The organism is Brucella pituitosa, assembly GCF_965577835.1.
Lineage (GTDB): Bacteria > Pseudomonadota > Alphaproteobacteria > Rhizobiales > Rhizobiaceae > Brucella > Brucella pituitosa.
The window spans coordinates 744,044-765,472 of the sequence record NZ_OZ264092.1 but is presented as its reverse complement, the minus strand read 5'-3'; the positions used below and the strand labels follow the sequence as shown (position 1 = coordinate 765,472).

Genomic DNA, 21,429 nt, shown 5'->3' with positions numbered 1-21,429 from the left:
TTTAAAGCCTTCGACATCGTTCGGAGGCTTTTTATTTTAGAGTTTATTTTAGAGCGCGTTTCGACCTGATTGGATCAGATCGGCGCTATAAATATTTGTTTTAACGCGCATCTTTGTCCGAAAACCGTTTCACACTTTTCGGGATGCGCTCTAATCAAACCGGCTGAAGTGGGATAAAGCGATGCCGGAAGCAGTCGCCACATTCAGACTGTCGAACTCTTTGGACATAGGGATACGGGCTCCGGTCAGTCGCTTCAGCAGATGAGCCGGAAGGCCTTCTCCTTCCGTGCCGAGCAACAGAGCTTGGCGCCTATGGTGCGACGCCTGATAAATGCTCATCGAAGAAGAAGGGCTCAATGCCAATATGTCAAAATCGGATGACTGCAATGTGCTGATAATGTCTTCGATGGCTGAGCCGTGGAAATAGGGCATCTTTAGCGTGGCACCTACAGAAACGCGGATTGCTTTTCGATAAAGCGGGTCGCAGCAGGTTTCGTCAAGGAGAACGCAGTCAGCTTCGAATGCAGCAGCATTGCGAAAGATGGATCCCACATTATCATGGTTGGAAATGCCGCACAAAACCACCACGAGCGCCGTTTCCGGTAGGCGGTTGATCATTTCGGAAAGTGCGGGCTGGGCTTTTCGTCGTCCAACGGCAAGAATTCCGCGATGGACATGGAATCCCGCGACCTCATCCATGACGGATTGAGGCACGGAATAAACCGTTACTCCCGCAGGCAAATGCCTGAATTGCTCTTTTAACCCACTCAGGCGATTTTCGAGGACGAGCAGTGACTCTGTCTCGAACCGGGCATGAGCCGAAAATAGGACATTCAGGACGACTTTGCCTTCAGCAATGAAGCGCTGTTGGCGGCCTACCAGGTCCTTTTCGCGAATATTCGTATAGGGGGATAAACGACTATCGCCAGAATCGGAAATTCTTACGACAACGCCGTGCGATCCGGTTTCTTCTTCCTTCATCGCACGACGTATGCCTCATGGATGTGCGTTACTGATGTACGACCGCCGCCAATTCACGTCGGCGTGGAACAGGACTCATATAGAGACTTGAAAGCGTAGACAACATCAACTCAATGTGGGGTGAAGATACCATATAATAAATTGTCTGCGCATCACGTCGCGTGGATACGAGGTCAAGTGCCCGTAGTTTTGCGAGGTGCTGGGACAGCGCCGACTGGCTAAGATCAATTGCTTTTGCTAAAGCACCAACAGACATTTCATTGTGAAGTAACTTGCACAAAATGAGTAGTCTTTTGTTGTTGGCAAGAGCTGAAAGAAAATCAGCTGCTTCATCAACATTTTCTATTAAATCAAAAAAATTATTTTCATTGGTCATTTGCAGTCATACCCCCGTAAGACAGCATTAGGTTAAAAAATGCCCATACAACATTTGTCGAAGGCATCTCAAAATTAATACTATACGGAGAAATTGAAAAGGGCTTGCTTATATTTACCGGCTAAAAAAACTGGAAATTTGTCCCAAAACTATCGGGGTTTTGTTTCAGTCGTCGGTTTTAAGCGCACCTGTCAACATTTTCAGTGCTACGTCGCCAGAATCGGCTTGTACTGGAAAATGAGATCGAATGATGTGGTCCCCATTGGACAGATTGAAGCCATCGGGATCGAGGCTGGTTATGTTCCAGCGACCCGCCGCTTCATTGTGACGTTTCGCATGCAGGCTGATCTCGGTTTCGAGTTTGCTGTTGAGGTCATCAATGTGGTCTTGCTCCGACAAGGCAATGCCCCTCGCTATTTCTGGCGAATTTATAAGGTCGGCGTGACTAAGATTGAAAGCCTTGCCGAAGCCGCCATTGAGGCTGGCAGACTCTACAGCCAGTCGGAAAAAGACGAAGTCGCCCAAGTTTACATAGAGCGAACCCTTGGGATTGTGATTCAGATAACGTCGTCTTGTATGCGAGTAATCTGCCGAGTTCCGCTCAACCTTGTGAGCCGTGCAATGGAGCGTAATGCGCGGATGAGCAAGAGGGTCTCCCTTTCCTGCCTCTCCAAGTAACAACGAGCAGGCCGGATGAGCGATCAGAGCTGGTGTATGCGCTGCCAGTCCGGAAACAAGAATGATAGGTGTTCCGTTAACATCGGTGGCGACAGCGACACGACTGGCCAGAGGTCTGCCCGTCAATGAATCAAGTACGGCGAGTGCACCATAGCGGGAGGTGCGCATCAGTGCTTTCGCCAGCTGGATTGCTTCCGGAGTGGTGGAGCGGATGGGGCTTTTGTCTTCTGACATGAAAACAGGCTCAAATATGAGGGTGGTTCACCAGTTAATAGCTGGTGAGGATGCAGGAGTATAGCGCTATATCAATTTTTGTTTATCCTGGACCGGAATCTGGCCGGGGTACAATCATTGCGCTGCATTGGATGAGACAGTTTTGTATATATTTTAAGCATGAAGATTATTATAATTTGACGGCAGTTAGCGCAATTTTCTAAAACATGCCGATGTCGCGGAATAAAAATCTAATAATTTCGGGCAAAATCGGTTGAGAATATGACGGGATTCTAAAGATTGCGCTTGCAATGTGACATGGCAAGCGTTTCGATAAGGGCAGGTTGCGCGCTTAGGGTGCGCGCAATATTATTTCCGTGGAGGCGGGCACTAAATGAAATTCTATAAAACACTTCTGGCGGCAACGGCAGTTGTCGCTCTGATGAGCGGCGCGGCATCGGCAAAGACCTTTGTATATTGCTCGCCAGCATCTCCTGAGGGTTTCGATCCAGCAGCTTATACCGGCGGTGACACGTTCGATGCATCGGCGCATCCGGTCTATAACCGCCTTGCAGAATTCAAGAACGGCACGACGGAAGTTGTACCGGGTCTGGCAGAAAGCTGGGAAGTTTCGGAAGATGGTAAGGAATATACCTTCCATCTGCGTAAGGGCGTAAAGTTCCATTCGAGCGACTATTTCACGCCAACCCGTGATTTCAACGCCGATGACGTGATCCTTTCCTTCGACCGTATGGGCAACAAGGAAAATCCTTGGCACGAATACACCGCTGGCATCACCTACGAATATTTCGATTCGATGGAAATGGGCTCGCTGATCAAGGAAATCCAGAAGGTTGACGACAACACCGTCAAGTTCATTCTGAACCGTTCAGAAGCTGCGTTCCTCGCCAATATCTCGATGCCTTTCGCTTCGATCATCTCGAAGGAATATACCGACAAGCTCGCAGCTGACGGTAAGAAGGACGATCTCAATCAGGTTCCAGTTGGCACCGGTCCTTTCCAGTTCGTAGCCTACCAGAAGGACGCCGTCGTCCGCTTCAAGGCTAACCAGGACTATTGGGGCGATAAGCCGAAGATCGACGATCTGGTTTTCGCAATCACGACCGATCCTGCAGTCCGCGCGCAGAAGCTCAAGGCTGGCGAATGCCACCTGATGTCTTATCCTGCTCCAGCAGACATTAAAGATCTTCAGGCCGATTCCAACCTCAAGGTTGACGAACAGGCTGGTCTGAACATTGCTTACTTCGCTTACAACACGACTGTCGCTCCATACGACAAGCCAGAAGTTCGTAAGGCTCTCAATCAGGCTGTGAACAAGCAGGCAATCGTTGATGCAGTGTTCCAGGGTCAAGGACAGGTTGCCAAGAACCCAATCCCACCGACAATGTGGAGCTACAACGACAAGATCGAGGACGACAAGTACGATCCGGAAGCCGCCAAGAAGGCTCTCGAAGCCGCTGGCGTCAAGGATCTGAAGATGAAGCTCTGGGCTATGCCGGTCAGCCGTCCTTACATGCCAAACGCACGTCGTACTGCTGAACTCATGCAGTCTGATTTTGCCAAGGTTGGCGTAAACGCTGAAATCGTTTCGATGGAATGGGGTGAATATCTCAAGAAGTCCGGCGAAAAGGACCGCGATGGTGCAGTTATTCTTGGCTGGACCGGTGACAATGGTGATCCGGACAACTTCCTCGGCACGCTTCTCGGCTGCGCCGGCGTTGGTTCGAACAACCGCGCACAGTGGTGCTACCAGCCATTCGAAGACCTGATCCAGAAGGCAAAGGTTTCGACCAACCACGAAGAACGCGTCAAGCTTTATGAAGAAGCTCAGGTGATCTTCAAGGAACAGGCGCCATGGAACACCATTGCTCACTCGACTGTCTTCGTGCCGATGTCTGCAAAGGTTACGGGCTTCAAGCAGAGCCCGCTTGGTGATTATCGCTTCGAAGATGTCGATATCTCCGAGTAAAATCTGACAACACCAGCGGCCGGGTGTGGAGGTTTCCTCCGCACCCGGTCGGAGTTTTTGTATGTTTCGTTTTATTTTAAACAAACTCCTCTATCTGATACCGACTTTCATCGGCATCACGATCGTTGCTTTCGCCTTCGTCCGCGTATTGCCGGGCGACCCGGTGCTATTGATGGCAGGTGAACGCGGCGTCAGCCCCGAGCGCCATGCGCAGCTATTGGCCCAGCTCGGATTTGATCGTCCGTTGTGGGAGCAATATATCAACTATGTCTGGAACCTTCTGCATGGCGATTTCGGCCAGTCTCTGGTCACGAAAAAGCCGGTGCTTGTGGAATTCTTCACACTGTTCCCAGCAACGATTGAGCTTGCTGTCTGCGCCATCATCGTAGCAATTCTATTGGGTATTCCGGCAGGTGTTCTTGCCGCTGTAAAGCGCGGCTCATGGTTCGATCAGGGTCTTATGGGCATCTCGCTCGTTGGCTATTCGATGCCGATCTTCTGGTGGGCCTTGTTGCTGATCATCATGTTCTCAGGCGTTCTGCAATGGACGCCGGTTTCAGGTCGCATCTCGCTGCTTTATTATTTCCCGCCGGTAACGGGTTTCATGCTGATTGACAGCCTTCTGTCGGGGCAGAAGGGCGCGTTCGCTTCTGCGGCTTCGCATCTCATCCTGCCGACCATCGTGCTTGCAACGATCCCGCTTGCGGTGATTGCGCGTCAGACACGTTCGGCGATGCTGGAAGTGCTCGGTGAAGATTATGTGCGTACTGCACGCGCGAAAGGCCTGCCGGTTCGCCGCGTTATCGGTCTTCATGCGCTGCGCAATGCGATGATCCCTGTCATCACCACAATCGGCCTCCAGGTCGGCGTGCTTATGGCGGGTGCAATCCTGACCGAGACGATCTTCTCATGGCCTGGAATCGGCAAATGGATGCTCGATTCCATTTCGCGTCGCGACTATCCGGTCGTGCAGAGCGGACTGCTGATTATCGCGTTCATCATCATGATCGTGAATCTGGTCGTCGATCTGCTTTACGGTCTGATCAATCCGCGTATCCGGCATAAGTGAGGGTATCATGACACACTCAGCAATTCAGCCGGAAGCCGTAAACGAAGTCGGAAAAATCCGTGCTTTGAAAGATTTCTGGTTCTATTTCAGCGTCAATCGCGGCGCTGTCATCGGTCTTTTCGTATTCTTGGCGCTTGTCATCGTTGCAGTTCTCGCGCCACTTATCGCTCCGCACAACCCTTCGGAGCAGTTCCGTGACTTCATGTTGGCTCCTCCTTTCTGGGAAGAGGGCGGTTCAACGCAGTTCCTGCTTGGCACAGATGCTGTCGGTCGCGATATGCTGTCTCGCCTCGTCTATGGCGCTCAGTATTCGCTACTCGTGGGCTTTGTCATCGTCATCATTTCGATGTGCCTGGGCATCACTATTGGTCTCATCTCCGGCTATTTCGGCGGTGGTGTCGATACGATTTTCATGCGTATCATGGACGTTATTCTGGCGTTCCCGTCGCTGTTGCTCGCACTGGTTCTAGTGGCGATTCTGGGACCAGGCCTCATCAACGCCGTTCTCGCAATCACGCTGGTTCTGCTTCCGCACTTCTCGCGTCTGACCCGTGCAGCTGTGATGGCCGAAAAGGAACGTGAATATGTGACAGCTGCCAAGCTTGCCGGTGCAAGCAAGCTGCGTCTCATGTTCAAGACCATTCTGCCAAACTGCCTTGCACCGCTGGTTGTTCAGGCAACCATGTCGTTCTCCAACGCTATTCTCGACGTTGCAGCACTTGGCTTCCTTGGCATGGGTGCGCAGCCGCCGACACCGGAATGGGGCACAATGCTTGCAGAAGCGCGTGAGTTCATCATGCGTGCATGGTGGGTTGTGACTTTCCCGGGTCTTGCGATCCTGATCACTGTTCTCGCGATCAATCTGGTCGGCGATGGTCTGCGCGATGCGCTTGACCCGAAATTGAAGAGGAGCTGATCGATGGCTCTGCTTGAAATCAAGAACCTCACGGTTTCGTTCGATACCTCGACTGGTCCTTTCAAGGCGGTCGATGGCATCGATATCTCGGTGGACAAGGGCGAAGTACTTGCCATCGTGGGTGAGTCGGGCTCTGGCAAATCGGTCGGTATGCTTGCAGTCATGGGCTTGTTGCCTAAGACCGCAACAGTGACTGCCGATAGCATGATGTTTGACGGACAGGACCTGAAAGGGATGTCCGACAAGGAACGTCGCAAGATTATCGGACGCGATATTTCGATGATCTTCCAGGAACCGGTTGCCAGCCTCAATCCGTGCTTCACGGTGGGGTATCAGCTCGAAGAAGTTCTTAAACGCCATCTGGGGCTTAAGGGTTCTGCGAGTCGTGCCCGCGCGATTGAACTGTTGGAGCTGGTTGGTATCCGCGATGCCGGTGAACGCCTGTCGAGCTTCCCGCATCAGATGTCGGGTGGCCAGTGCCAGCGTGTGATGATCGCGATTGCGATTGCGTGTAACCCGAAGCTGCTGATTGCTGACGAGCCGACAACGGCGCTTGATGTGACGATCCAGAAGCAGATTCTGGATCTGCTGATGAACCTGCAGGTTGAGCACGGCATGGGGCTTATCATGATCACTCATGATATGGGTGTTGTTGCTGAAACAGCCGACCGCGTGATCGTGCAGTATAAGGGCCACAAGATGGAGGACTCCGACGTGTTGTCGCTGTTCTCTGCACCAAAGCATCCTTATACACGTGCGCTGCTTTCTGCTCTGCCGGAAAATGCGACCGGTGATCGTCTGCCGACGGTATCCGATTTCGTTTATCAAAACAGTGCCGCAGGAGAAGCGTGATGAGCGAGATCGTTCTCGAAGCGCGCGATATCAAGCGCGATTACCATGTTGGTGGCGGTCTTTTTGGCAAGCCAAAGGTTGTTCATGCCGTCAAGGGCGTGAGCTTCAAGCTTGAAAAAGGCAAGACGCTGGCAATCGTCGGTGAATCGGGTTGTGGCAAGTCAACACTCGCCCGCATTCTGACCATGATCGACCCGCAGACATCCGGCAATCTGATGATTGGCGGCAAAGATGTGAACATTGCCCGTGACGGTCTGACAGCCGAAATGCGCCAGAAGGTGCAGATCGTGTTCCAGAACCCTTACGGTTCGCTCAATCCGCGTCAAAAGATTGGCGACGTGCTGGCTGAGCCTCTGTTGCTCAACACCAATATGTCTGCTGCTGAGCGCCGCGAAAAGTCGATGGAAATGTTGCTCAAGGTTGGTCTTGGCAAGGAGCATTTCAATCGTTACCCGCATATGTTCTCAGGTGGTCAGCGCCAGCGTATCGCGATTGCGCGCGCGCTGATGCTCAATCCGAAGCTACTCATTCTCGATGAGCCGGTTTCGGCGCTTGATCTTTCCGTGCAGGCGCAGGTGCTCAACATTCTTGCTGATCTGCAGGAAGAGTTCGGCCTGACTTACGTTTTCATCAGCCACGATCTTTCGGTCGTGCGTTACATCGCTGACGATGTGATGGTGATGTATTTCGGTGAAGTTGTTGAATATGGCTCGCGTGACGACGTGTTCAACAACCCGCAACACGACTATACGAAGAAGCTTTTTGCAGCCACGCCGCGTGCGGATGTGGATGCGATCCGCGCCCGTGTTGAAGCACGTGCCGCAGCGAGACAGGCAGCACAGGCTTAAAGCCCCAGCTGTATGAGAATAAGAAACGCCGCCCTTTCGAGGCGGCGTTTTTCTTGATTAGTGTTGTCCGCGTTGCTGATGCCAGGCGAGCGCCCGCACAATGTCGTCGGCGGCAATTTTGCCGATGATGGCACCGTTCTCGACAATGCCCACATCGCCGCTGCTGTCTGCAATAACACCCATTAGTTCACGAATAAGCGTTTCGCGTCGAGCAGTTGCCGCAAACGGCCGAGGCGCTGCATTTCGATCAAAGGGCATCATAATATCGCCTGCGCACAAAACGCCCAGTGGGTTCATATGCGCCACGAAATCGGCGACATATTTATCCGCCGGCTGCAGAAGAATTTCCTGCGGCGTACCACATTGAACGATGCGGCCGCCTTCCATGATGGCGATGCGATTGCCTATTTTCATAGCTTCGTCGAGATCATGACTCACGAAAACGATTGTTTTCTTGAGCCGCGACTGAAAAGCCAGTAGTTCGTCCTGCAAACGCGTGCGGATGAGCGGATCGAGCGCTGAAAACGGCTCATCCATGAGCAGGATCGGCGCGCCGGTCGCAAAGGCGCGCGCCAGGCCGACGCGCTGCTGCATGCCGCCGGAAAGTTCGCCGACCTTGCGCTTGGCCCAGTCCTGCAGGCCTACAAGTTCAAGCTGCTTGCGTGCCTGTGCGAGCCGCTCTTCCTTGCGCATGCCGGAAATTTCCAGCCCAAACGCAACGTTCTCTTCAACCGTGCGCCATGGCAGCAGACCAAATTGCTGAAACACCATCGAGACGAGTTCGGTGCGCAGATGACGAAGCGTTCCCCGATCGGCTTTGCCGACATCGATTGTCCGCTCACCGTCACGCACCAGAACGCGGCCGCGTGAAATCGGATTGAGCCGGTTGATGGCACGCAGCAGTGTTGATTTTCCGGAACCTGAGAGGCCCATCAGGACGAGAATCTCGCCTTCCTGAATATTGAGCGCGCAGTCATGCACGCCCAGAACGAGATCGGTTTCAGCCTGAATTTCCGAACGTGAAGCGCCACGATCTGCCAGTTCCAGCGCGCTATCGACATTCTCGCCGAAAATAATGCTGACATCTTCCAGTGCGATGATCGTCATGGTCGTGTCTCCTATTTCTCGCGTCCGGCGCGGAAGATGCGGTCGAGCACAATGGCGACCACGACAATGACGAAACCTGACTCAAAGCCCAGCGCGGTATTGACCGAGTTCAGGGCTCGGACCACCGGCACGCCAAGACCATCAGCCCCCACGAGCGCTGCAATCACCACCATGGATAGCGACAGCATGATCGTCTGCGTCAGGCCGGCAAGAATTTGCGGCATGGCATAAGGCAGCTCGATTTTCCAGAGAAGCTGTGTGCGGGATGCGCCGAAAGCTTCACCGGCTTCTATGAGCGAGGAAGGCGTCGATGAAATGCCAAGATGGGTAAGTCGCACCGGTGCGGGCAGCACGAAGATCGCTGTTGCCAGCAAGCCCGGCACCATACCGATGCCAAAGAAGACGATAGCCGGGATCAGATACACAAAGGTCGGCAATGTCTGCATCAGATCGAGAATCGGCCTCAGGACTGCATAAAGCGTAGGGCGATGGGCGGCTGCAATGCCGAGCGGTACGCCTATTGCCATGCAGAGGAAGCAGGCTGACAAAACCAGCGTCAGCGTTTTGAGCGTGCCGTCCCAATAGCCTTGATTGATGATGAACAGAAAGCCGATGACGGTGAGGATCACCACCGAAATTCGGCGCTGGATGAACCAGGCGATCACGGCAAAAATGGCGATCAGGATGAGGGGATGGGGGAGCTGCAACAAGTATAACAACCCATCGATGAGCCACTGCATGATCGCAGCAAGCGTATCGAAAAAACCACCCATATTGTTCGTAAGCCAATCGACCACCGACTTTGCGGTTGGTCCGACTGGAATCTTATAGTCCGTCAGCCAGTTCAACGATCATGTCTCCTGCTGCGTGCTTTTTGTTTATCTTAACGCGCATCCTGTCCGAAAACCGCTTCACCCTTTTCGGGATGCGCTCCGATAGTTTACTCACAAAAGAGTAGGCCGCGGTGATCCGCGGCCTGTGGCTTTAAAGATTACAAGCCGAGTTCCGACTTTACGGCTGGGAGACCTTCCTTGCCATCGGCGGTGGTCACACCGTCGAGCCATTTGTCGAGAACAGCAGGATTTGCCTTGAGCCAAGCAGTTGCAGCCTTCGCTGGGTCTTCGCCGTCGTCAAGAATCTTGCCCATGATCTCGTTTTCCATTTCGAGCTGGAATTCGAGATTGGTAAGGAATTTGCCGACGTTCGGGCATTCCTGCGCATAGCCTGCACGGACATTGGTTTCGACTGTCGCGCCGCCGAGGTTCGGGCCGAAGAAATCGTCGCCACCGGTCAGATAGGCGATTTCAAAGCGTTTGTTCATCGGATGCGGCTCCCAGGCGAGGAAGACGATCGGCTCTTTGCCGCGGACGTTCTTGCCAACCTGTGCAAGCATGCCCTGTTCGGACGATTCAGCGAGTTCAAACGACTTCAGACCAAAAGCATCTTTGCTGATCATGTCGAGGATCAGACGATTGCCGTCATTGCCTGGTTCAATGCCGTAGATCTTGCCGCCAAGCTTGTCCTTGAAAGTGGCAATATCTTTGAAGTCCTTGAGGCCTTCATCATAGGCATATTTTGGTACGGCGAGGGTGTATTTCGCGCCCGTCAGATTGGTGCGGAGCGTTTCGACGGTCTTGTCATCCAGATAAGGCTTGAGATCGGCGCTCATGGACGGGTTCCAGTAGCCGAGGAACACGTCGATGTCCTTCTTACTGAGCGACGCATAGGTCACCGGCACAGAAAGAACCTTGATGTCGGTCTTGTAGCCGAGGCCTTTCAGAATTTCGGTGGCTACCGCTGTGGTGGAGGTGATGTCGGTCCAGCCCACATCGGAAAAGCGAACGGTGGAGCAGCTTGCCGGTTCGGCCGCAAAGCTGGTACCGGGCAATGCAACAATAGCTGTCGTGAAGGCTAGCGTGCTCAATGCAAACTTGAGTGTGGACGTCGATGTGGACTTCATTTCTCTCTCCATTAACCGGGCCGTTTTGACGGTTGATTGTTTTTCCGGTTCCGGCTGTTAGCAAACACCAAAGATTTCGCCGATCAAGTACCATTGCGGCGAAAATATTTCTGATTGCGACTTTGGGGTGTGTTGTACTCGTTTTTCTGGACCGTCAGTCAAAAAGGTTCTGCAGATGAGGCTTTTAAAGCCGAAGCAGTGCGAAGTGGCGCCATGTTACGCAAGGGGCATCTTGTTTCAACCCTTGAGCGCTGAAAACACGCGATAAAGTCGGAGACAGACTGGTTCAAGGTTGTCGAAAAGCTTGCCGCACTCTATTTGAGATGTGTGAAGCTCATCAGAATATGCTGATCATTGGTCAGTGGCTTTTCGGGCCTGTTGCCCGGATAGGTCAAAGTGTCGGATAGCCTGCAATTGCAGGCAAGAGGAAGGAATTTTTACGGTGTGGAATGCAGTACGGGGCGTTTTCTCCTTCCTTGGTCGATTTATCGCGGCATTGGCCCGCTTGATAGCAGTACCGCTCGGCGGCTTATGGCGGCTTTTTCTTAAATTGGGAAATTTGTGGAAAGTTGCGATTGCCGTCATCGTGATCGGACTTGGCGGCCTTTATATTTATTTTATCTGGCAAACGCAGGTCTGGACTAATTTCAATCCCGACTATCCAGCCAAGTACAGCTATCAAACGGCGGTAACACCCGGCGAAGCAGTTCAGACGACGCCTGTGCCGCTCGCGGCAACGCCCGAACCTGCAACGTCAACACCTTCCGAAAATAGCTCTGGCGGCACGGATACGACACCTGCTGCTGGTAACGGCGACACAAGCACGCAATCCGAAACCCCGACAGAATCACAGGCGCAGCCGATGCAGGCCGCGCAGATTCCATCGACTGCGCGTAAGTGTTCGCCTTCTGCAATTGCCGAAGTTGCGGCTGATCTCACTGATTTCAACGTGAACCAGAATGCGTGGATTTCCTCCATGCTGCTCTACAAGGTTGGTTTCTTTGGAATCGATTGGGATCGCACGCCTTTCCTCGACAACAAGGCGTCGTTCCAGCGCGGCATCAATGCAGCTGTGCGCCGCACGGCAATCGAGTTGGTGGACAATATCGGCCGTCTGCGCGGCACCTCGCAAATCGATGGCGATCTTCAAAAGGCACGCGGTAATCTGCAGTTTGCCGAAGATGCCTGGTATTTCGGCCTGAGCCCGTTTGGTCCTAAGACCCCGACGCCAAGCTATTATCGCTCGGCCATCAAGGACCTGCGTTCGTTCAACACGCGTCTTGAAAACTGTCAGGCCACGTTTGATGCGCGCGCCGACAATCTGATTCAGTTTGTCGACCGTATTGCCAGCGATCTGGGTTCGACCTCAGCAATCCTCAAGGATCGTGCCGAAAACTATCATGCCGGTTGGTTCGATACGCGTGCCGATGATCGCTTCTGGTTCGCCTATGGCCAGCTCTATGCCTATTACGGTCTGCTGCGTGCTGCCCATTCGGATTTCCGCGGTGTCCTGGCTGAAAAGCATCTTGATGGTGTGTGGGATGAAATGGAACGGCAGTTGCGCTCGGCGCTCGATATGCAGCCATTTATCGTTTCCAATGGAAGCCCTGATGCGTGGTTTACGCCATCGCATCTGACGACAATGGGCTTTTATATCCTGCGCGTTCGGTCCAATCTGGTCGACGTAAAGCAGGTTCTGGAGCGCTGATCTGCGATGGAATTGCCGTCACTATTGCGTCAGGCTGTGGACGCGTCGCTTGAAGGGGTAGCTCTGGCTGACCTCAAGCGTGCGTCTGAGGTTCTTTCGCGGCGCTATCGCGCGGAAAAGCGCGATGGACGTCTGCATATTTCTGATGAACTTGCGGCCAAGGCTTATCTTGCTGCACGACTGCCTGCGACCTATGCGGCTGTGCGCGCAAGCCTTGATAGTGTTGCGGAGGTGTGCCCGGACTTCACACCTCAGACTATGCTTGATGTTGGCTGTGGGCCGGGGACTGCACTTTGGGCTGCGCGCGAATGCTGGTCTGATCTCAAGTCTGCGACCATGATCGAAGCAAGCCCGGCGATCCGTGCTGTGGGCAGCAAGCTTGCAGAAAATGTGGGGTTTCAAACCGAGTGGCGCGCAGGTGATCTGGTCAAGGAAAAGCTTGATTTGCCGCAGGCGGATCTTGTGACGATTGCCTATGTTCTGGATGAGCTCGCTCCCCTTGATCGCAGGGTGCTTGTCGAGCGGCTATGGGCCTCGGCCCGTCATCTGTTTGTGATTGTCGAACCGGGAACACCTGCAGGCTGGCAACGTATTCTCGATGCACGCGCAGCGCTCATTGAACAGGGCGCGCATATTGCGGCGCCATGCCCGCATCAGCTCGAGTGCCCGTTGGTTGCACCTGACTGGTGCCATTTTTCGCGTCGTGTTGCCCGTTCGCGTATTCATCGTCTGACCAAGGATGCCGAGGTGCCATGGGAAGACGAGAAGTTCATCTATCTGGCTGCAACACGTGATCCGTCGCTTGCTGTATCAGCGCGGGTGATTGCGCCAACGCGTATCGGTGGCGGCAAGGTCGCATTGAAGCTGTGCAATGAAGATGGAAGTGCTGAAGAACGTCTTGTCACCAAGCGGGATGGCGAGTTTTTCCGCTGGGCGCGTCGTGCCGATTGGGGCGATGCGGCACTTGGAAGTTAGGCTATGAAAATCAGTCTCGTCCAGTTGCGCTTGCTCGAAGCAGTAGCCGAAACCGGCAGCGTGGGTGCGGCAGCGCGCAAGCTTGGCCTCACTCAATCGGGTGCCAGTCAGGCGCTGGCGACGCTGGAGAAAATCCTCGGACTGGATCTGCTTGCCCGTAAGCGCGATGGTGCGATGCTGACTGCTTTCGGGCAGACCATCCTTGATGATGCGCGCAGTGCTTTATCGGCTGTGGACCGGATCGAAGCGCAGGCACGCAAGATGGTAACGAATGCGCCTGACAGGCTACGCGTGGCGGCCATTCCCAGCCAGCTGGAATATGTTGTGCCTGATCTGCGTAAAACGTTTCTGCGGCTTCATCCGCGTGTGGAGTTCAGCACCTTTGAAGGTGGTCATGACGATGTGAGTCTCTGGGTCAGCGAAGGTATCGCCGATTTGGGTATTACCTCGCTACCGGCTTCAGGTCTTGAAGCAACAGAAGTGGGGCAGGAGGAGCTGGTCGCCGTGGGACGCCGTGATGATCCATTCATGCGGCGTGATCTGGTTGCTCCAGGTGATTTGCGTGATCGACAGCTGATTGCGGCTGCTGGATGCGAGCTGATCATCGATCGTATCATTCATGCGGATAGTGGCGCACGCAGCGAGCAGGTCAGAACGAGGGACGTCGCTACCGTGCTCGAAATGGTGCGGCATGGCATCGGTATGACACTGCTATCGGAAATCAGTCTTCCGGGTTCCGATCTGCATGATCTGCGGGCGATCAGGCTCGATCCACCAACGTTCAGGACGGTCTATATCGTTTATCGTGCGGATAGCCCGGTAAAGCACTTGATCGACAGTTTCTGTGCGGTTGCCAAAGAAGCAAATATCAAAGCGGCATAAGAATTTCTAATATCTCATATTTGGCTTATCCGTGCCGTCTGCATTTCGGGTTTCTGCAATAGTCGCCCCACTATTCACGAAGCAGGGCACAGCAGATATGACGGCCACCACAGATACGACTATCTCGGTTTCAACATCCAATACGATAAAGGGCTTGGCCTGGGGACTTTCGGGCGTCCTCGTCTGGTCAGGTTCATTCGTGCTGACCCGCTTTGGTTTTAAAACAGCACTCATGCCATCGGACATCATTGCATTACGCTTTGGCGTGGCAGGGTTGGTGCTGTTGCCGGTGGTCTTCGCGAAAGGGTTTGGCTTCCGGCAATTGGGGCCGCTTGGCTTCGTGCTGCTCGCGTCCGGCGCAGGCTTTCCCTATGCGCTTCTGACGGTTTATGGGCTGCAATTCGCGCCTGCATCGCACGCGGCAGCGCTTATCCCTGGCCTGATGACAGCACTCGTCGCTATCCTGGGTGTTCTTTTGCTTCAGGAACGGCTGGCGCTGTCGCGTTGGGTCGGGGTGGTGCTGATCCTGATTGGAAGCGGGTTGATCGCAGGCCTTTCACAATTGGGCGGGCAGGAGATGATGGGGCATCTCTCCTTTTTTGCAGCTGCGCTGGTCTGGTCGATCTACGTGATGGTCTTTCGCCGGAAAGGCATGGATGGTCTTCATGCTACGGCGATTGCAGCCGTTGCCTCTGCTCTGGTGTTCCTGCCGATTTACGTGCTTTTTCTTAACAAGGGCATTAGCGAAACCGCTTGGGGCGACATCGCTCTGCAGGGCTTTTATCAGGGCGTTCTGACCTCGGCCTTCGGTGTCTTTGCTTTCAATCGTGCAGTCGTGCTGTTGGGAACAGCGGCAGGAGCAGCCCTGTCCGCTCTCATCCCGGTTGCGACGTTGGTATTGGGGCTTTTGCTGCTTGGTGAGGTGCCGGGATGGACCGACACTGCTGCTGCCCTTCTGATCAGCCTCGGTGTGCTGGCGCTAAACAGAAAGGGCAGGAGACGATCCGAGTGCTGACCTGATTTCAATCAGATCGGCACTCGGATCATTTTTCTTTAGCGCGCATCTTTTCCGAAAACCGCTTCACACTTTTCGGAATGCGCTCGAGTGGATTGAATTTGACGTTTGAATCCCGACTGACATCAATGCCGTTTCAAACGTCAAATTCGAAAAATCCACTAGATTCATAAAGTTGCTAGTGGTCTTCGCGATTCCGACATTTGTTCGGTGCTTGTAACTGCGGGATCCAAATGTCGGAATCGAACCACTAGCATCATGATGCCTGAAGCACAGCACGTCTCGACGGGCGATTGATGAGAAACACCATCGCAGCAGCAGCGAAACACATAGCACCTGCCAGAATAAGTGCTGGTGTGTAGCTATCGTAATCGGTGCGGACATAGCCTGCGAAAGCCGCAGCTGCAGCCGCGCCCACCTGATGGCCAGTGAATACCCAGCCAAACACCATGCCAGCCTTTTCAGGGCCGAACTGTTCAGCCGCAAGCTTTACGGTTGGTGGCACGGTGGCTACCCAGTCGAGGCCATAGAACACTGCGAAGAGTGCAAGCTCGTAGAGTGTGAAATCTGTGAACGTCAGATAGATGAGCGACAGGCCGCGCAGGGCATAGAACCAGAACAAGAGCCAGCGATTGTCGAAACGATCAGTAAGCCAACCAGACGCAATCGTGCCGATGAGATCGAAGGCACCGATGACCGCGAGAATGCCCGCTGCACCAACAGGAACAATTCCGAAGTCTCCGCAAAGCGCAATCCAGTGGGTCTGGATCAAGCCGTTTGTGGAAAAACCACAGACGAAGAATGTGATGAATAGCACCCAGAAGGTGGTTGTGGATGAGGCCTCACGCAACGTTACCAGAGGCGAGAGCAACATCGATGCAAAGCGCTTCTTTGGTTCTGCTGCAGGCATGGGCGCTGTACGACCATATGGCTTGAGGCCAATATCGGCCGGATTGTCGCGCATCAGCGCCAGAACCAGCAAAAGGGCTGCCAGCAGGAAGGAAATGACAATTGTAAGCGACATGCGCCAGCCGATGTTTTGGCTTACACTGGCCAGAATTGGCATGAAAATAAGCTGTCCGGTCGCGTTGCTGGCCGTCATCATGCCGACGACGAGGCCGCGGCGCTTTTCAAACCAGCGTGCGGCAACGGTCGCGCCCAGCACGAGTGCGGTCATGCCTGTGCCAAGTCCGATGACGACACCCCAAAGTGCCACCATCTGCCATTGCTCCGTCATGAAAATCGAGCCGACAAGGCCCAATGAAATCATGATCAGTGCTGTCATGACCACCCGGCGAAGACCAAACTGGTTCATGAAGGCAGCTGCAAATGGCCCCATCAGCCCGAACAGAACCAGACGCAGAGCCATGGCGAAGGAAATATCCGCGTTGGTCCAGCCGAACTCACTTTGAAGTGGCTCAATCAATATGCCTGCTGATCCCATCGCCGCAGCCGTTGCCAGCATGGTGAGGAAGGTGACAGCAGCGACGACCCATCCATAATGGATGTTTCTTTGCGCAAGAAAGCTGGCAAGGCTGGCTGAAATCATTTTCGGCGCTTTCGGACACTGGCTGATTTTTGAACAGCCGCAAAGTTGAAGATCAACCCAATTTGCCAGTTACAGGCTGAATGGGTTTTTGGTCATTGTTTTCAGTCAAAGGCGCGGAGAAGGGTAAGCAATTGCTCCACTCCCTCGCTCCCAAGTTTTGCTTCTATTTCTTCCTGTGCCTCATCCCATAGCGGTGCGCCGCGCTCGACAAGGTCGCGGCCCATCGCCGTCAAAGCGATGTGGGTCTCACGATGATCTTCACCCGGTGTCTGTTCGACGAGGTCCATACGCTGCAGCACCTTCGCATTGCGGCCCATGGTTGACCGATCAAGATCGGCAAGCCGGGCAAGTTCGGTCAATGAGATCGATTGCGCGCGCGAAATCTTTCGCAGCAGGCTGAACTGGGCAACATTGATGCCAAGCGGCGCCAGCGCTTGGTCGTAAACGCTGGAAGATTTTCTCGCCGCCTGGCGCAGAAGGATGCAGAAACATGGATTGGACATTATGCGGGTATATACCCGTAAATAATTATTGGCAAGCGGATATCGGCAACGTGCCGTCTCATACTGTCATCACGCTGGCAGTAGGTTTATACGGGTTGCCGATGATTCCAGTGTCACACAGCGATGTGCGACGTTTCTTTGACCTCTTCCATAACCGCGTAGGTGTGGGACTCTCGCACGCCGGGTAACGACAGCAGCGCCTCCGACAAAAACCGCCGATAATGATCCATATCGGATACGCGTGCTTTGATCAGATAATCGAAGCCACCTGCAACCATGTGGCACTCCAGAATGTCGGGATTGCCACGTGTGAAAGTAGAGAATGTTTCAAAGACTTCCGGTGTGGTGCGGTCGAGTTTGATCTCGATAAAGACCAACATTGAGCGATCGAGCATTTTGGGCGACAGATGCGCTGAATAGCCGAGAATATACCCCTCTCGCGTCAGGCGCTTGACGCGTTCTGCGGTTGCAGTCTGGGAAAGATTAATGCGATCAGCGAGTTCAGTGTTGGTCAGTCGGCCGTTTTCCTGAAGCGCGTGCAGAATACTCCTGTCCATCGCATCGATATTTTTCATCGTTGTCCCCATTTGACTGCCTGCTTCGGCGTCTTTTTATTGATTAATTATAAATGATTTGCTTGCGAAATGAATCCGAATTCTGCGTTTGGCGCAAGGTAAAACTTTTGACGCACACATAAGTTGGATCCCTTTCATGCGGTTGAAAAGAAGGGATCAACGATAGAACTAACAGTTGCCAGCTATATACAACCTATAGTAGTATTCGGGTATACTTAAAGTGATATTGCACGTATAAAGTCATGACGTCTGGCAGGTGTTATACCTACTGCTCGCCGGTAAAGGTACGCCGACCATAAGTCGAGTAGTCCTGAACAAGGGCGAGAGCAGTTTCAGTTGAGGCTGAAGCTGCTCTATCTATTTGTTTTGGCGCATTTGCGTCACGCAAAGTCGCTTTGCGTTTTCGGCTCAGGTCCTGGTGGATAGTCTCGACCGGTTCATATGTCCGGATTTTCTCCTCACCGTTCTATCCGGCATAGTCTGAAAAATTTCATTCTGCAGCGAAACTGACAAGTATGACAGGAGTGGGATGACAGGAACGGGATGGCAGGCATGGTGTGCTCCGTTCAGGAGTTCAATTTTCCAGTTGCAAGCGATGCGAGGGAAGGCTAACAGTATCGCCATGAACATTTCGCGCATTGATACAAAAATCTGGTGGTGGGCTCGCTAAAAGCGGCCACGCAGGCGTTTGTGCATTTGCGTTTTAGATAAGGCCGCTGGGATTATCCGGGCGGCCTTTTTGTTTGGCTATCCGAATAATGCCGGGTTTTGGAAGTGCTCGATAACGTATAACACTTGGGAATTGCCAGTCATGAATGCGAAGATTGCGGATAGCGAGATATTCAGGCACGAGACAGCGGGCGGCGTTGTTGTCGAACGCGTGCGCCATCTGACTGCTTATAAGGGAGCCATCGAAACTTATATCGATGCTCTCAATGAGCGGCGGGGCGCGGTCTTTTCTTCCAACTACGAATATCCTGGCCGCTACACGCGATGGGACACGGCAATTGTCGATCCGCCAGTCGTGATCACCTCGCGTGCTCGCCAGATGCGTATCGAAGCGCTAAACAAGCGCGGCACGATCCTGCTGCGTCCGATCCTTAAGACGGTGCAGGCGCTTGCCGAAGTGAAGGTCGATAAGGCCGACGAAGATCTTATCGAGCTGACGATTGCTGAACCCACCGGCACCTTCACCGAAGAAGAACGCTCACGTATGCCGTCGGTCTTTACCGTGCTGCGTGCGATTGTCGGCCTGTTCTTCTCTGAAGAAGATGCAAATCTCGGCCTTTACGGTGCTTTCGGCTATGATCTCGCATTCCAGTTCGATCCAATCCAGTACAAGTTGAAGCGCCCGGACGATCAGCGTGATCTGGTGCTTTTCATTCCTGATGAAATCTTTGTGGCGGATCATTATTCGGCACGCGCCTGGGTAGATCGTTACGAGTTTGTTTGCGGCGGTTCATCCACACACGATCTTGATCGGGCCACACCAGTGCAAGCTTTCAAGCCTGCTGAACGGGACCTGCCGCGCGGTGATCACAATCCTGGCGAATATGCCAAGCTGGTCGAGCGTGCCAAGGCCAGCTTCCAGCGTGGTGATCTGTTCGAAGTTGTGCCGGGACAGACGTTCTATGAACGCTGCCACACGGCACCCTCCGAGATTTTCCGACGCCTGAAGACGATCAATCCATCTCCATATTCCTTCTTCATCAATCTCGGTGAGAACGAGTATCTGGTTGGCGCGTCGCCGGAAATGTTCGTGCGCGTCAATGGTCGTCGTATTGAAACCTGCCCGATTTCGGGTACGATCAAGCGCGGTGAAGACGCGATTTCAGATTCCGAGCAGATCCTGAAACTGCTCAATTCCAAGAAAGACGAGTCTGAGCTGACCATGTGCTCGGATGTGGATCGCAATGACAAGAGCCGTGTCTGCGAGCCGGGTTCTGTACGCGTTATCGGTCGTCGTCAGATCGAGATGTATTCGCGTCTGATCCACACGGTTGACCATATTGAAGGCCGTCTGCGCGATGGCATGGATGCGTTTGACGGCTTCCTCAGCCACGCATGGGCTGTAACGGTAACCGGAGCGCCGAAGCTCTGGGCTATGCGCTTCCTTGAAGAAAACGAACGCAGCCCCCGTGCATGGTATGGCGGTGCTATCGGCATGATGCATTTCAACGGCGACATGAATACCGGTCTCACGCTTCGCACGATCCGTGTGAAAGACGGCGTGGCTGAAATCCGTGCCGGTGCGACGCTGCTGTTTGATTCCAATCCGGAAGAGGAAGAAGCAGAAACCGAACTGAAAGCATCTGCAATGATTGCCGCCGTGCGTGAAGCGCAGAAGAGCAATCATGTGGTAGAAGAGCGGGTGGCGGCAAAAGTGGGCGAGGGGATTTCGATCCTGCTTGTGGATCACGAAGATTCTTTTGTGCACACACTCGCCAATTACTTCCGCCAGACCGGCGCAACAGTTGCGACCGTTCGTTCGCCGGTTGCTGAAGAAGTGTTCGATCGCATCAATCCTGATCTTGTCGTGCTGTCGCCCGGACCGGGTACGCCTCAGGATTTTGATTGTAAGGCGACCATCGACAAGGCGCGCAAGCGGGAACTGCCGATCTTCGGTGTCTGCCTTGGGCTTCAGGCGCTGGCCGAAGCCTATGGTGGTACGCTGCGCCAGCTGCGCATTCCGATGCATGGCAAGCCGTCGCGTATCCGGGTTTCAAAGCCGGAACGCATCTTCTCAGGCTTGCCGAAGGAAGTAACGGTTGGGCGCTATCACTCGATCTTTGCCGATCCTGAACGTCTGCCGGATGATTTTCTGGTAACGGCGGAGACGGAAGACGGCATCATCATGGCATTCGAACATAAGAAAGAGCCTGTGGCAGCCGTTCAGTTCCATCCCGAATCCATCATGACACTGGGTCATAATGCGGGGATGCGAATGATCGAAAATGTTGTGACGCATCTGGCAAGAAAGCATAAAGCGCGTCGTAGCAACTACTAACAGCGTTTCTGTTCGACAAAACAATCAACCGGCCGTGGCGAAAACTGCGGCCGGTTTTGCATTTAGGGCCTTATAAAACCATAGTTTTCCGGAGCTGCTTTAGCGAACCATTTGCAACTGTAATGCCTTGCATTTGCAGGAGAAAATTAAATGCGATAAGTGCAGAAGAGGGGTTCGATACTTGAACTTTCTAGGCTATAGAACGGCTATCGAAATGCTGCTGAC

General features: G+C 53.5%; 19 protein-coding genes. 10 read left to right on the top strand and 9 right to left on the bottom strand.

Annotated features, from left to right (window positions below):
- Window positions 1–150: 150 nt before the first annotated feature.
- The 3 genes from ACSME1_RS03690 to ACSME1_RS03680 all read right to left on the bottom strand — a co-directional run bounded on the left by ACSME1_RS03690 (window position 151) and on the right by ACSME1_RS03680 (window position 2,269).
- Window positions 151–981 carry a TrmH family RNA methyltransferase gene (locus ACSME1_RS03690; protein ID WP_105705698.1) on the bottom strand — a complete coding sequence of 277 codons (831 nt, stop codon included), beginning with the start codon at window positions 979–981 and terminating at the stop codon, window positions 151–153.
- A gap of 28 nt (window positions 982–1,009) precedes the next feature.
- Complete coding sequence (locus ACSME1_RS03685; RefSeq protein ID WP_024899375.1) at window positions 1,010–1,357, bottom strand: ArsR/SmtB family transcription factor; 348 nt, start codon at window positions 1,355–1,357, stop codon at window positions 1,010–1,012.
- A 165-nt stretch (window positions 1,358–1,522) separates the two neighbouring features.
- Window positions 1,523–2,269, bottom strand: coding sequence for a HugZ family protein (locus ACSME1_RS03680; protein WP_105705700.1), 747 nt, complete (start codon window positions 2,267–2,269; stop codon window positions 1,523–1,525).
- Window positions 2,270–2,642: 373 nt separating this feature from the next.
- On the opposite strand from ACSME1_RS03680, the gene ACSME1_RS03675 reads away from it, so the two are divergent.
- From ACSME1_RS03675 to ACSME1_RS03655, 5 genes are all read left to right on the top strand, one after another.
- Window positions 2,643–4,238, top strand: coding sequence for an ABC transporter substrate-binding protein (locus ACSME1_RS03675; protein ID WP_024899377.1), 1,596 nt, complete (start codon window positions 2,643–2,645; stop codon window positions 4,236–4,238).
- Window positions 4,239–4,299: 61 nt separating this feature from the next.
- Window positions 4,300–5,307 carry an ABC transporter permease subunit gene (locus tag ACSME1_RS03670; RefSeq protein ID WP_024899378.1) on the top strand — a complete coding sequence of 336 codons (1,008 nt, stop codon included), beginning with the start codon at window positions 4,300–4,302 and terminating at the stop codon, window positions 5,305–5,307.
- A gap of 7 nt (window positions 5,308–5,314) precedes the next feature.
- On the top strand, window positions 5,315–6,223 hold the full coding sequence (locus ACSME1_RS03665; protein WP_024899379.1) for an ABC transporter permease subunit: 909 nt from the start codon (window positions 5,315–5,317) through the stop codon (window positions 6,221–6,223).
- 3 nt (window positions 6,224–6,226) lie between these two features.
- Complete coding sequence (locus ACSME1_RS03660) at window positions 6,227–7,075, top strand: ABC transporter ATP-binding protein (RefSeq protein WP_024899380.1); 849 nt, start codon at window positions 6,227–6,229, stop codon at window positions 7,073–7,075.
- Window positions 7,075–7,923, top strand: coding sequence for a dipeptide ABC transporter ATP-binding protein (locus ACSME1_RS03655; RefSeq protein ID WP_024899381.1), 849 nt, complete (start codon window positions 7,075–7,077; stop codon window positions 7,921–7,923). The genes ACSME1_RS03660 and ACSME1_RS03655 overlap by 1 nt, the downstream gene beginning before the upstream one ends.
- A 57-nt stretch (window positions 7,924–7,980) precedes the next feature.
- Here the strand turns inward: ACSME1_RS03655 and choV are convergent, their stop codons facing one another.
- The 3 genes from choV to ACSME1_RS03640 all read right to left on the bottom strand — a co-directional run bounded on the left by choV (window position 7,981) and on the right by ACSME1_RS03640 (window position 10,990).
- The gene (choV, locus tag ACSME1_RS03650; protein ID WP_024899382.1) at window positions 7,981–9,030 is read right to left on the bottom strand and encodes a choline ABC transporter ATP-binding protein; all 1,050 of its coding nucleotides are present in this window, start codon (window positions 9,028–9,030) and stop codon (window positions 7,981–7,983) included.
- Between the two features lie 11 nt (window positions 9,031–9,041).
- A complete protein-coding gene (choW, locus tag ACSME1_RS03645; protein ID WP_024899383.1) occupies window positions 9,042–9,878 on the bottom strand; it encodes a choline ABC transporter permease subunit in 837 nt (278 codons plus the stop codon).
- A 143-nt stretch (window positions 9,879–10,021) separates the two neighbouring features.
- Window positions 10,022–10,990: a choline ABC transporter substrate-binding protein gene (locus tag ACSME1_RS03640; RefSeq protein WP_024899384.1), complete on the bottom strand. Its 969-nt coding sequence runs from the start codon at window positions 10,988–10,990 to the stop codon at window positions 10,022–10,024.
- Window positions 10,991–11,432: 442 nt separating this feature from the next.
- On the opposite strand from ACSME1_RS03640, the gene ACSME1_RS03635 reads away from it, so the two are divergent.
- The 4 genes from ACSME1_RS03635 to ACSME1_RS03620 all read left to right on the top strand — a co-directional run bounded on the left by ACSME1_RS03635 (window position 11,433) and on the right by ACSME1_RS03620 (window position 15,570).
- Complete coding sequence (locus ACSME1_RS03635) at window positions 11,433–12,698, top strand: DUF2333 family protein (protein WP_024899385.1); 1,266 nt, start codon at window positions 11,433–11,435, stop codon at window positions 12,696–12,698.
- 6 nt (window positions 12,699–12,704) lie between these two features.
- Complete coding sequence (locus ACSME1_RS03630; RefSeq protein ID WP_024899386.1) at window positions 12,705–13,673, top strand: small ribosomal subunit Rsm22 family protein; 969 nt, start codon at window positions 12,705–12,707, stop codon at window positions 13,671–13,673.
- Window positions 13,674–13,676: 3 nt separating this feature from the next.
- Entirely contained in the window at window positions 13,677–14,555 is an 879-nt protein-coding gene (locus ACSME1_RS03625; RefSeq protein ID WP_024899387.1) for a LysR family transcriptional regulator, read from the top strand.
- A gap of 97 nt (window positions 14,556–14,652) precedes the next feature.
- Window positions 14,653–15,570 (top strand): DMT family transporter, encoded by a 918-nt coding sequence (locus ACSME1_RS03620; RefSeq protein ID WP_024899388.1) that lies wholly within the window; start codon window positions 14,653–14,655, stop codon window positions 15,568–15,570.
- A gap of 256 nt (window positions 15,571–15,826) precedes the next feature.
- On the opposite strand, the gene ACSME1_RS03615 is transcribed toward ACSME1_RS03620, so the two are convergent.
- The 3 genes from ACSME1_RS03615 to ACSME1_RS03605 form a co-directional block, all read right to left on the bottom strand.
- Complete coding sequence (locus tag ACSME1_RS03615; protein WP_024899389.1) at window positions 15,827–17,119, bottom strand: MFS transporter; 1,293 nt, start codon at window positions 17,117–17,119, stop codon at window positions 15,827–15,829.
- Window positions 17,120–17,220: 101 nt separating this feature from the next.
- Window positions 17,221–17,622 (bottom strand): MarR family winged helix-turn-helix transcriptional regulator, encoded by a 402-nt coding sequence (locus ACSME1_RS03610; RefSeq protein WP_024899390.1) that lies wholly within the window; start codon window positions 17,620–17,622, stop codon window positions 17,221–17,223.
- Window positions 17,623–17,735: 113 nt separating this feature from the next.
- Window positions 17,736–18,197: an Lrp/AsnC ligand binding domain-containing protein gene (locus ACSME1_RS03605; protein ID WP_024899391.1), complete on the bottom strand. Its 462-nt coding sequence runs from the start codon at window positions 18,195–18,197 to the stop codon at window positions 17,736–17,738.
- 811 nt (window positions 18,198–19,008) lie between these two features.
- On the opposite strand from ACSME1_RS03605, the gene ACSME1_RS03600 reads away from it, so the two are divergent.
- Window positions 19,009–21,204 carry an anthranilate synthase component I gene (locus ACSME1_RS03600; RefSeq protein ID WP_105705702.1) on the top strand — a complete coding sequence of 732 codons (2,196 nt, stop codon included), beginning with the start codon at window positions 19,009–19,011 and terminating at the stop codon, window positions 21,202–21,204.
- Window positions 21,205–21,429: the final 225 nt, after the last annotated feature.

Bases quoted from the DNA above. Each gene is read 5' to 3' on its own strand.
- ACSME1_RS03600 (WP_105705702.1), top strand. From the start codon at position 19,009: ATGAATGCGAAGATTGCGGATAGCGAGATATTCAGGCACGAGACAGCG.
- ACSME1_RS03685 (WP_024899375.1), bottom strand. From the start codon at position 1,357: ATGACCAATGAAAATAATTTTTTTGATTTAATAGAAAATGTTGATGAA.
- ACSME1_RS03620 (WP_024899388.1), top strand. From the start codon at position 14,653: ATGACGGCCACCACAGATACGACTATCTCGGTTTCAACATCCAATACG.
- ACSME1_RS03605 (WP_024899391.1), bottom strand. From the start codon at position 18,197: ATGAAAAATATCGATGCGATGGACAGGAGTATTCTGCACGCGCTTCAG.
- ACSME1_RS03655 (WP_024899381.1), top strand. From the start codon at position 7,075: ATGAGCGAGATCGTTCTCGAAGCGCGCGATATCAAGCGCGATTACCAT.
- ACSME1_RS03675 (WP_024899377.1), top strand. From the start codon at position 2,643: ATGAAATTCTATAAAACACTTCTGGCGGCAACGGCAGTTGTCGCTCTG.
- ACSME1_RS03690 (WP_105705698.1), bottom strand. From the start codon at position 981: ATGAAGGAAGAAGAAACCGGATCGCACGGCGTTGTCGTAAGAATTTCC.
- ACSME1_RS03660 (WP_024899380.1), top strand. From the start codon at position 6,227: ATGGCTCTGCTTGAAATCAAGAACCTCACGGTTTCGTTCGATACCTCG.
- ACSME1_RS03615 (WP_024899389.1), bottom strand. From the start codon at position 17,119: ATGATTTCAGCCAGCCTTGCCAGCTTTCTTGCGCAAAGAAACATCCAT.
- ACSME1_RS03625 (WP_024899387.1), top strand. From the start codon at position 13,677: ATGAAAATCAGTCTCGTCCAGTTGCGCTTGCTCGAAGCAGTAGCCGAA.
- ACSME1_RS03670 (WP_024899378.1), top strand. From the start codon at position 4,300: ATGTTTCGTTTTATTTTAAACAAACTCCTCTATCTGATACCGACTTTC.
- choV (WP_024899382.1), bottom strand. From the start codon at position 9,030: ATGACGATCATCGCACTGGAAGATGTCAGCATTATTTTCGGCGAGAAT.
- ACSME1_RS03610 (WP_024899390.1), bottom strand. From the start codon at position 17,622: ATGTCCAATCCATGTTTCTGCATCCTTCTGCGCCAGGCGGCGAGAAAA.
- ACSME1_RS03665 (WP_024899379.1), top strand. From the start codon at position 5,315: ATGACACACTCAGCAATTCAGCCGGAAGCCGTAAACGAAGTCGGAAAA.
- ACSME1_RS03630 (WP_024899386.1), top strand. From the start codon at position 12,705: ATGGAATTGCCGTCACTATTGCGTCAGGCTGTGGACGCGTCGCTTGAA.
- ACSME1_RS03640 (WP_024899384.1), bottom strand. From the start codon at position 10,990: ATGAAGTCCACATCGACGTCCACACTCAAGTTTGCATTGAGCACGCTA.
- ACSME1_RS03680 (WP_105705700.1), bottom strand. From the start codon at position 2,269: ATGTCAGAAGACAAAAGCCCCATCCGCTCCACCACTCCGGAAGCAATC.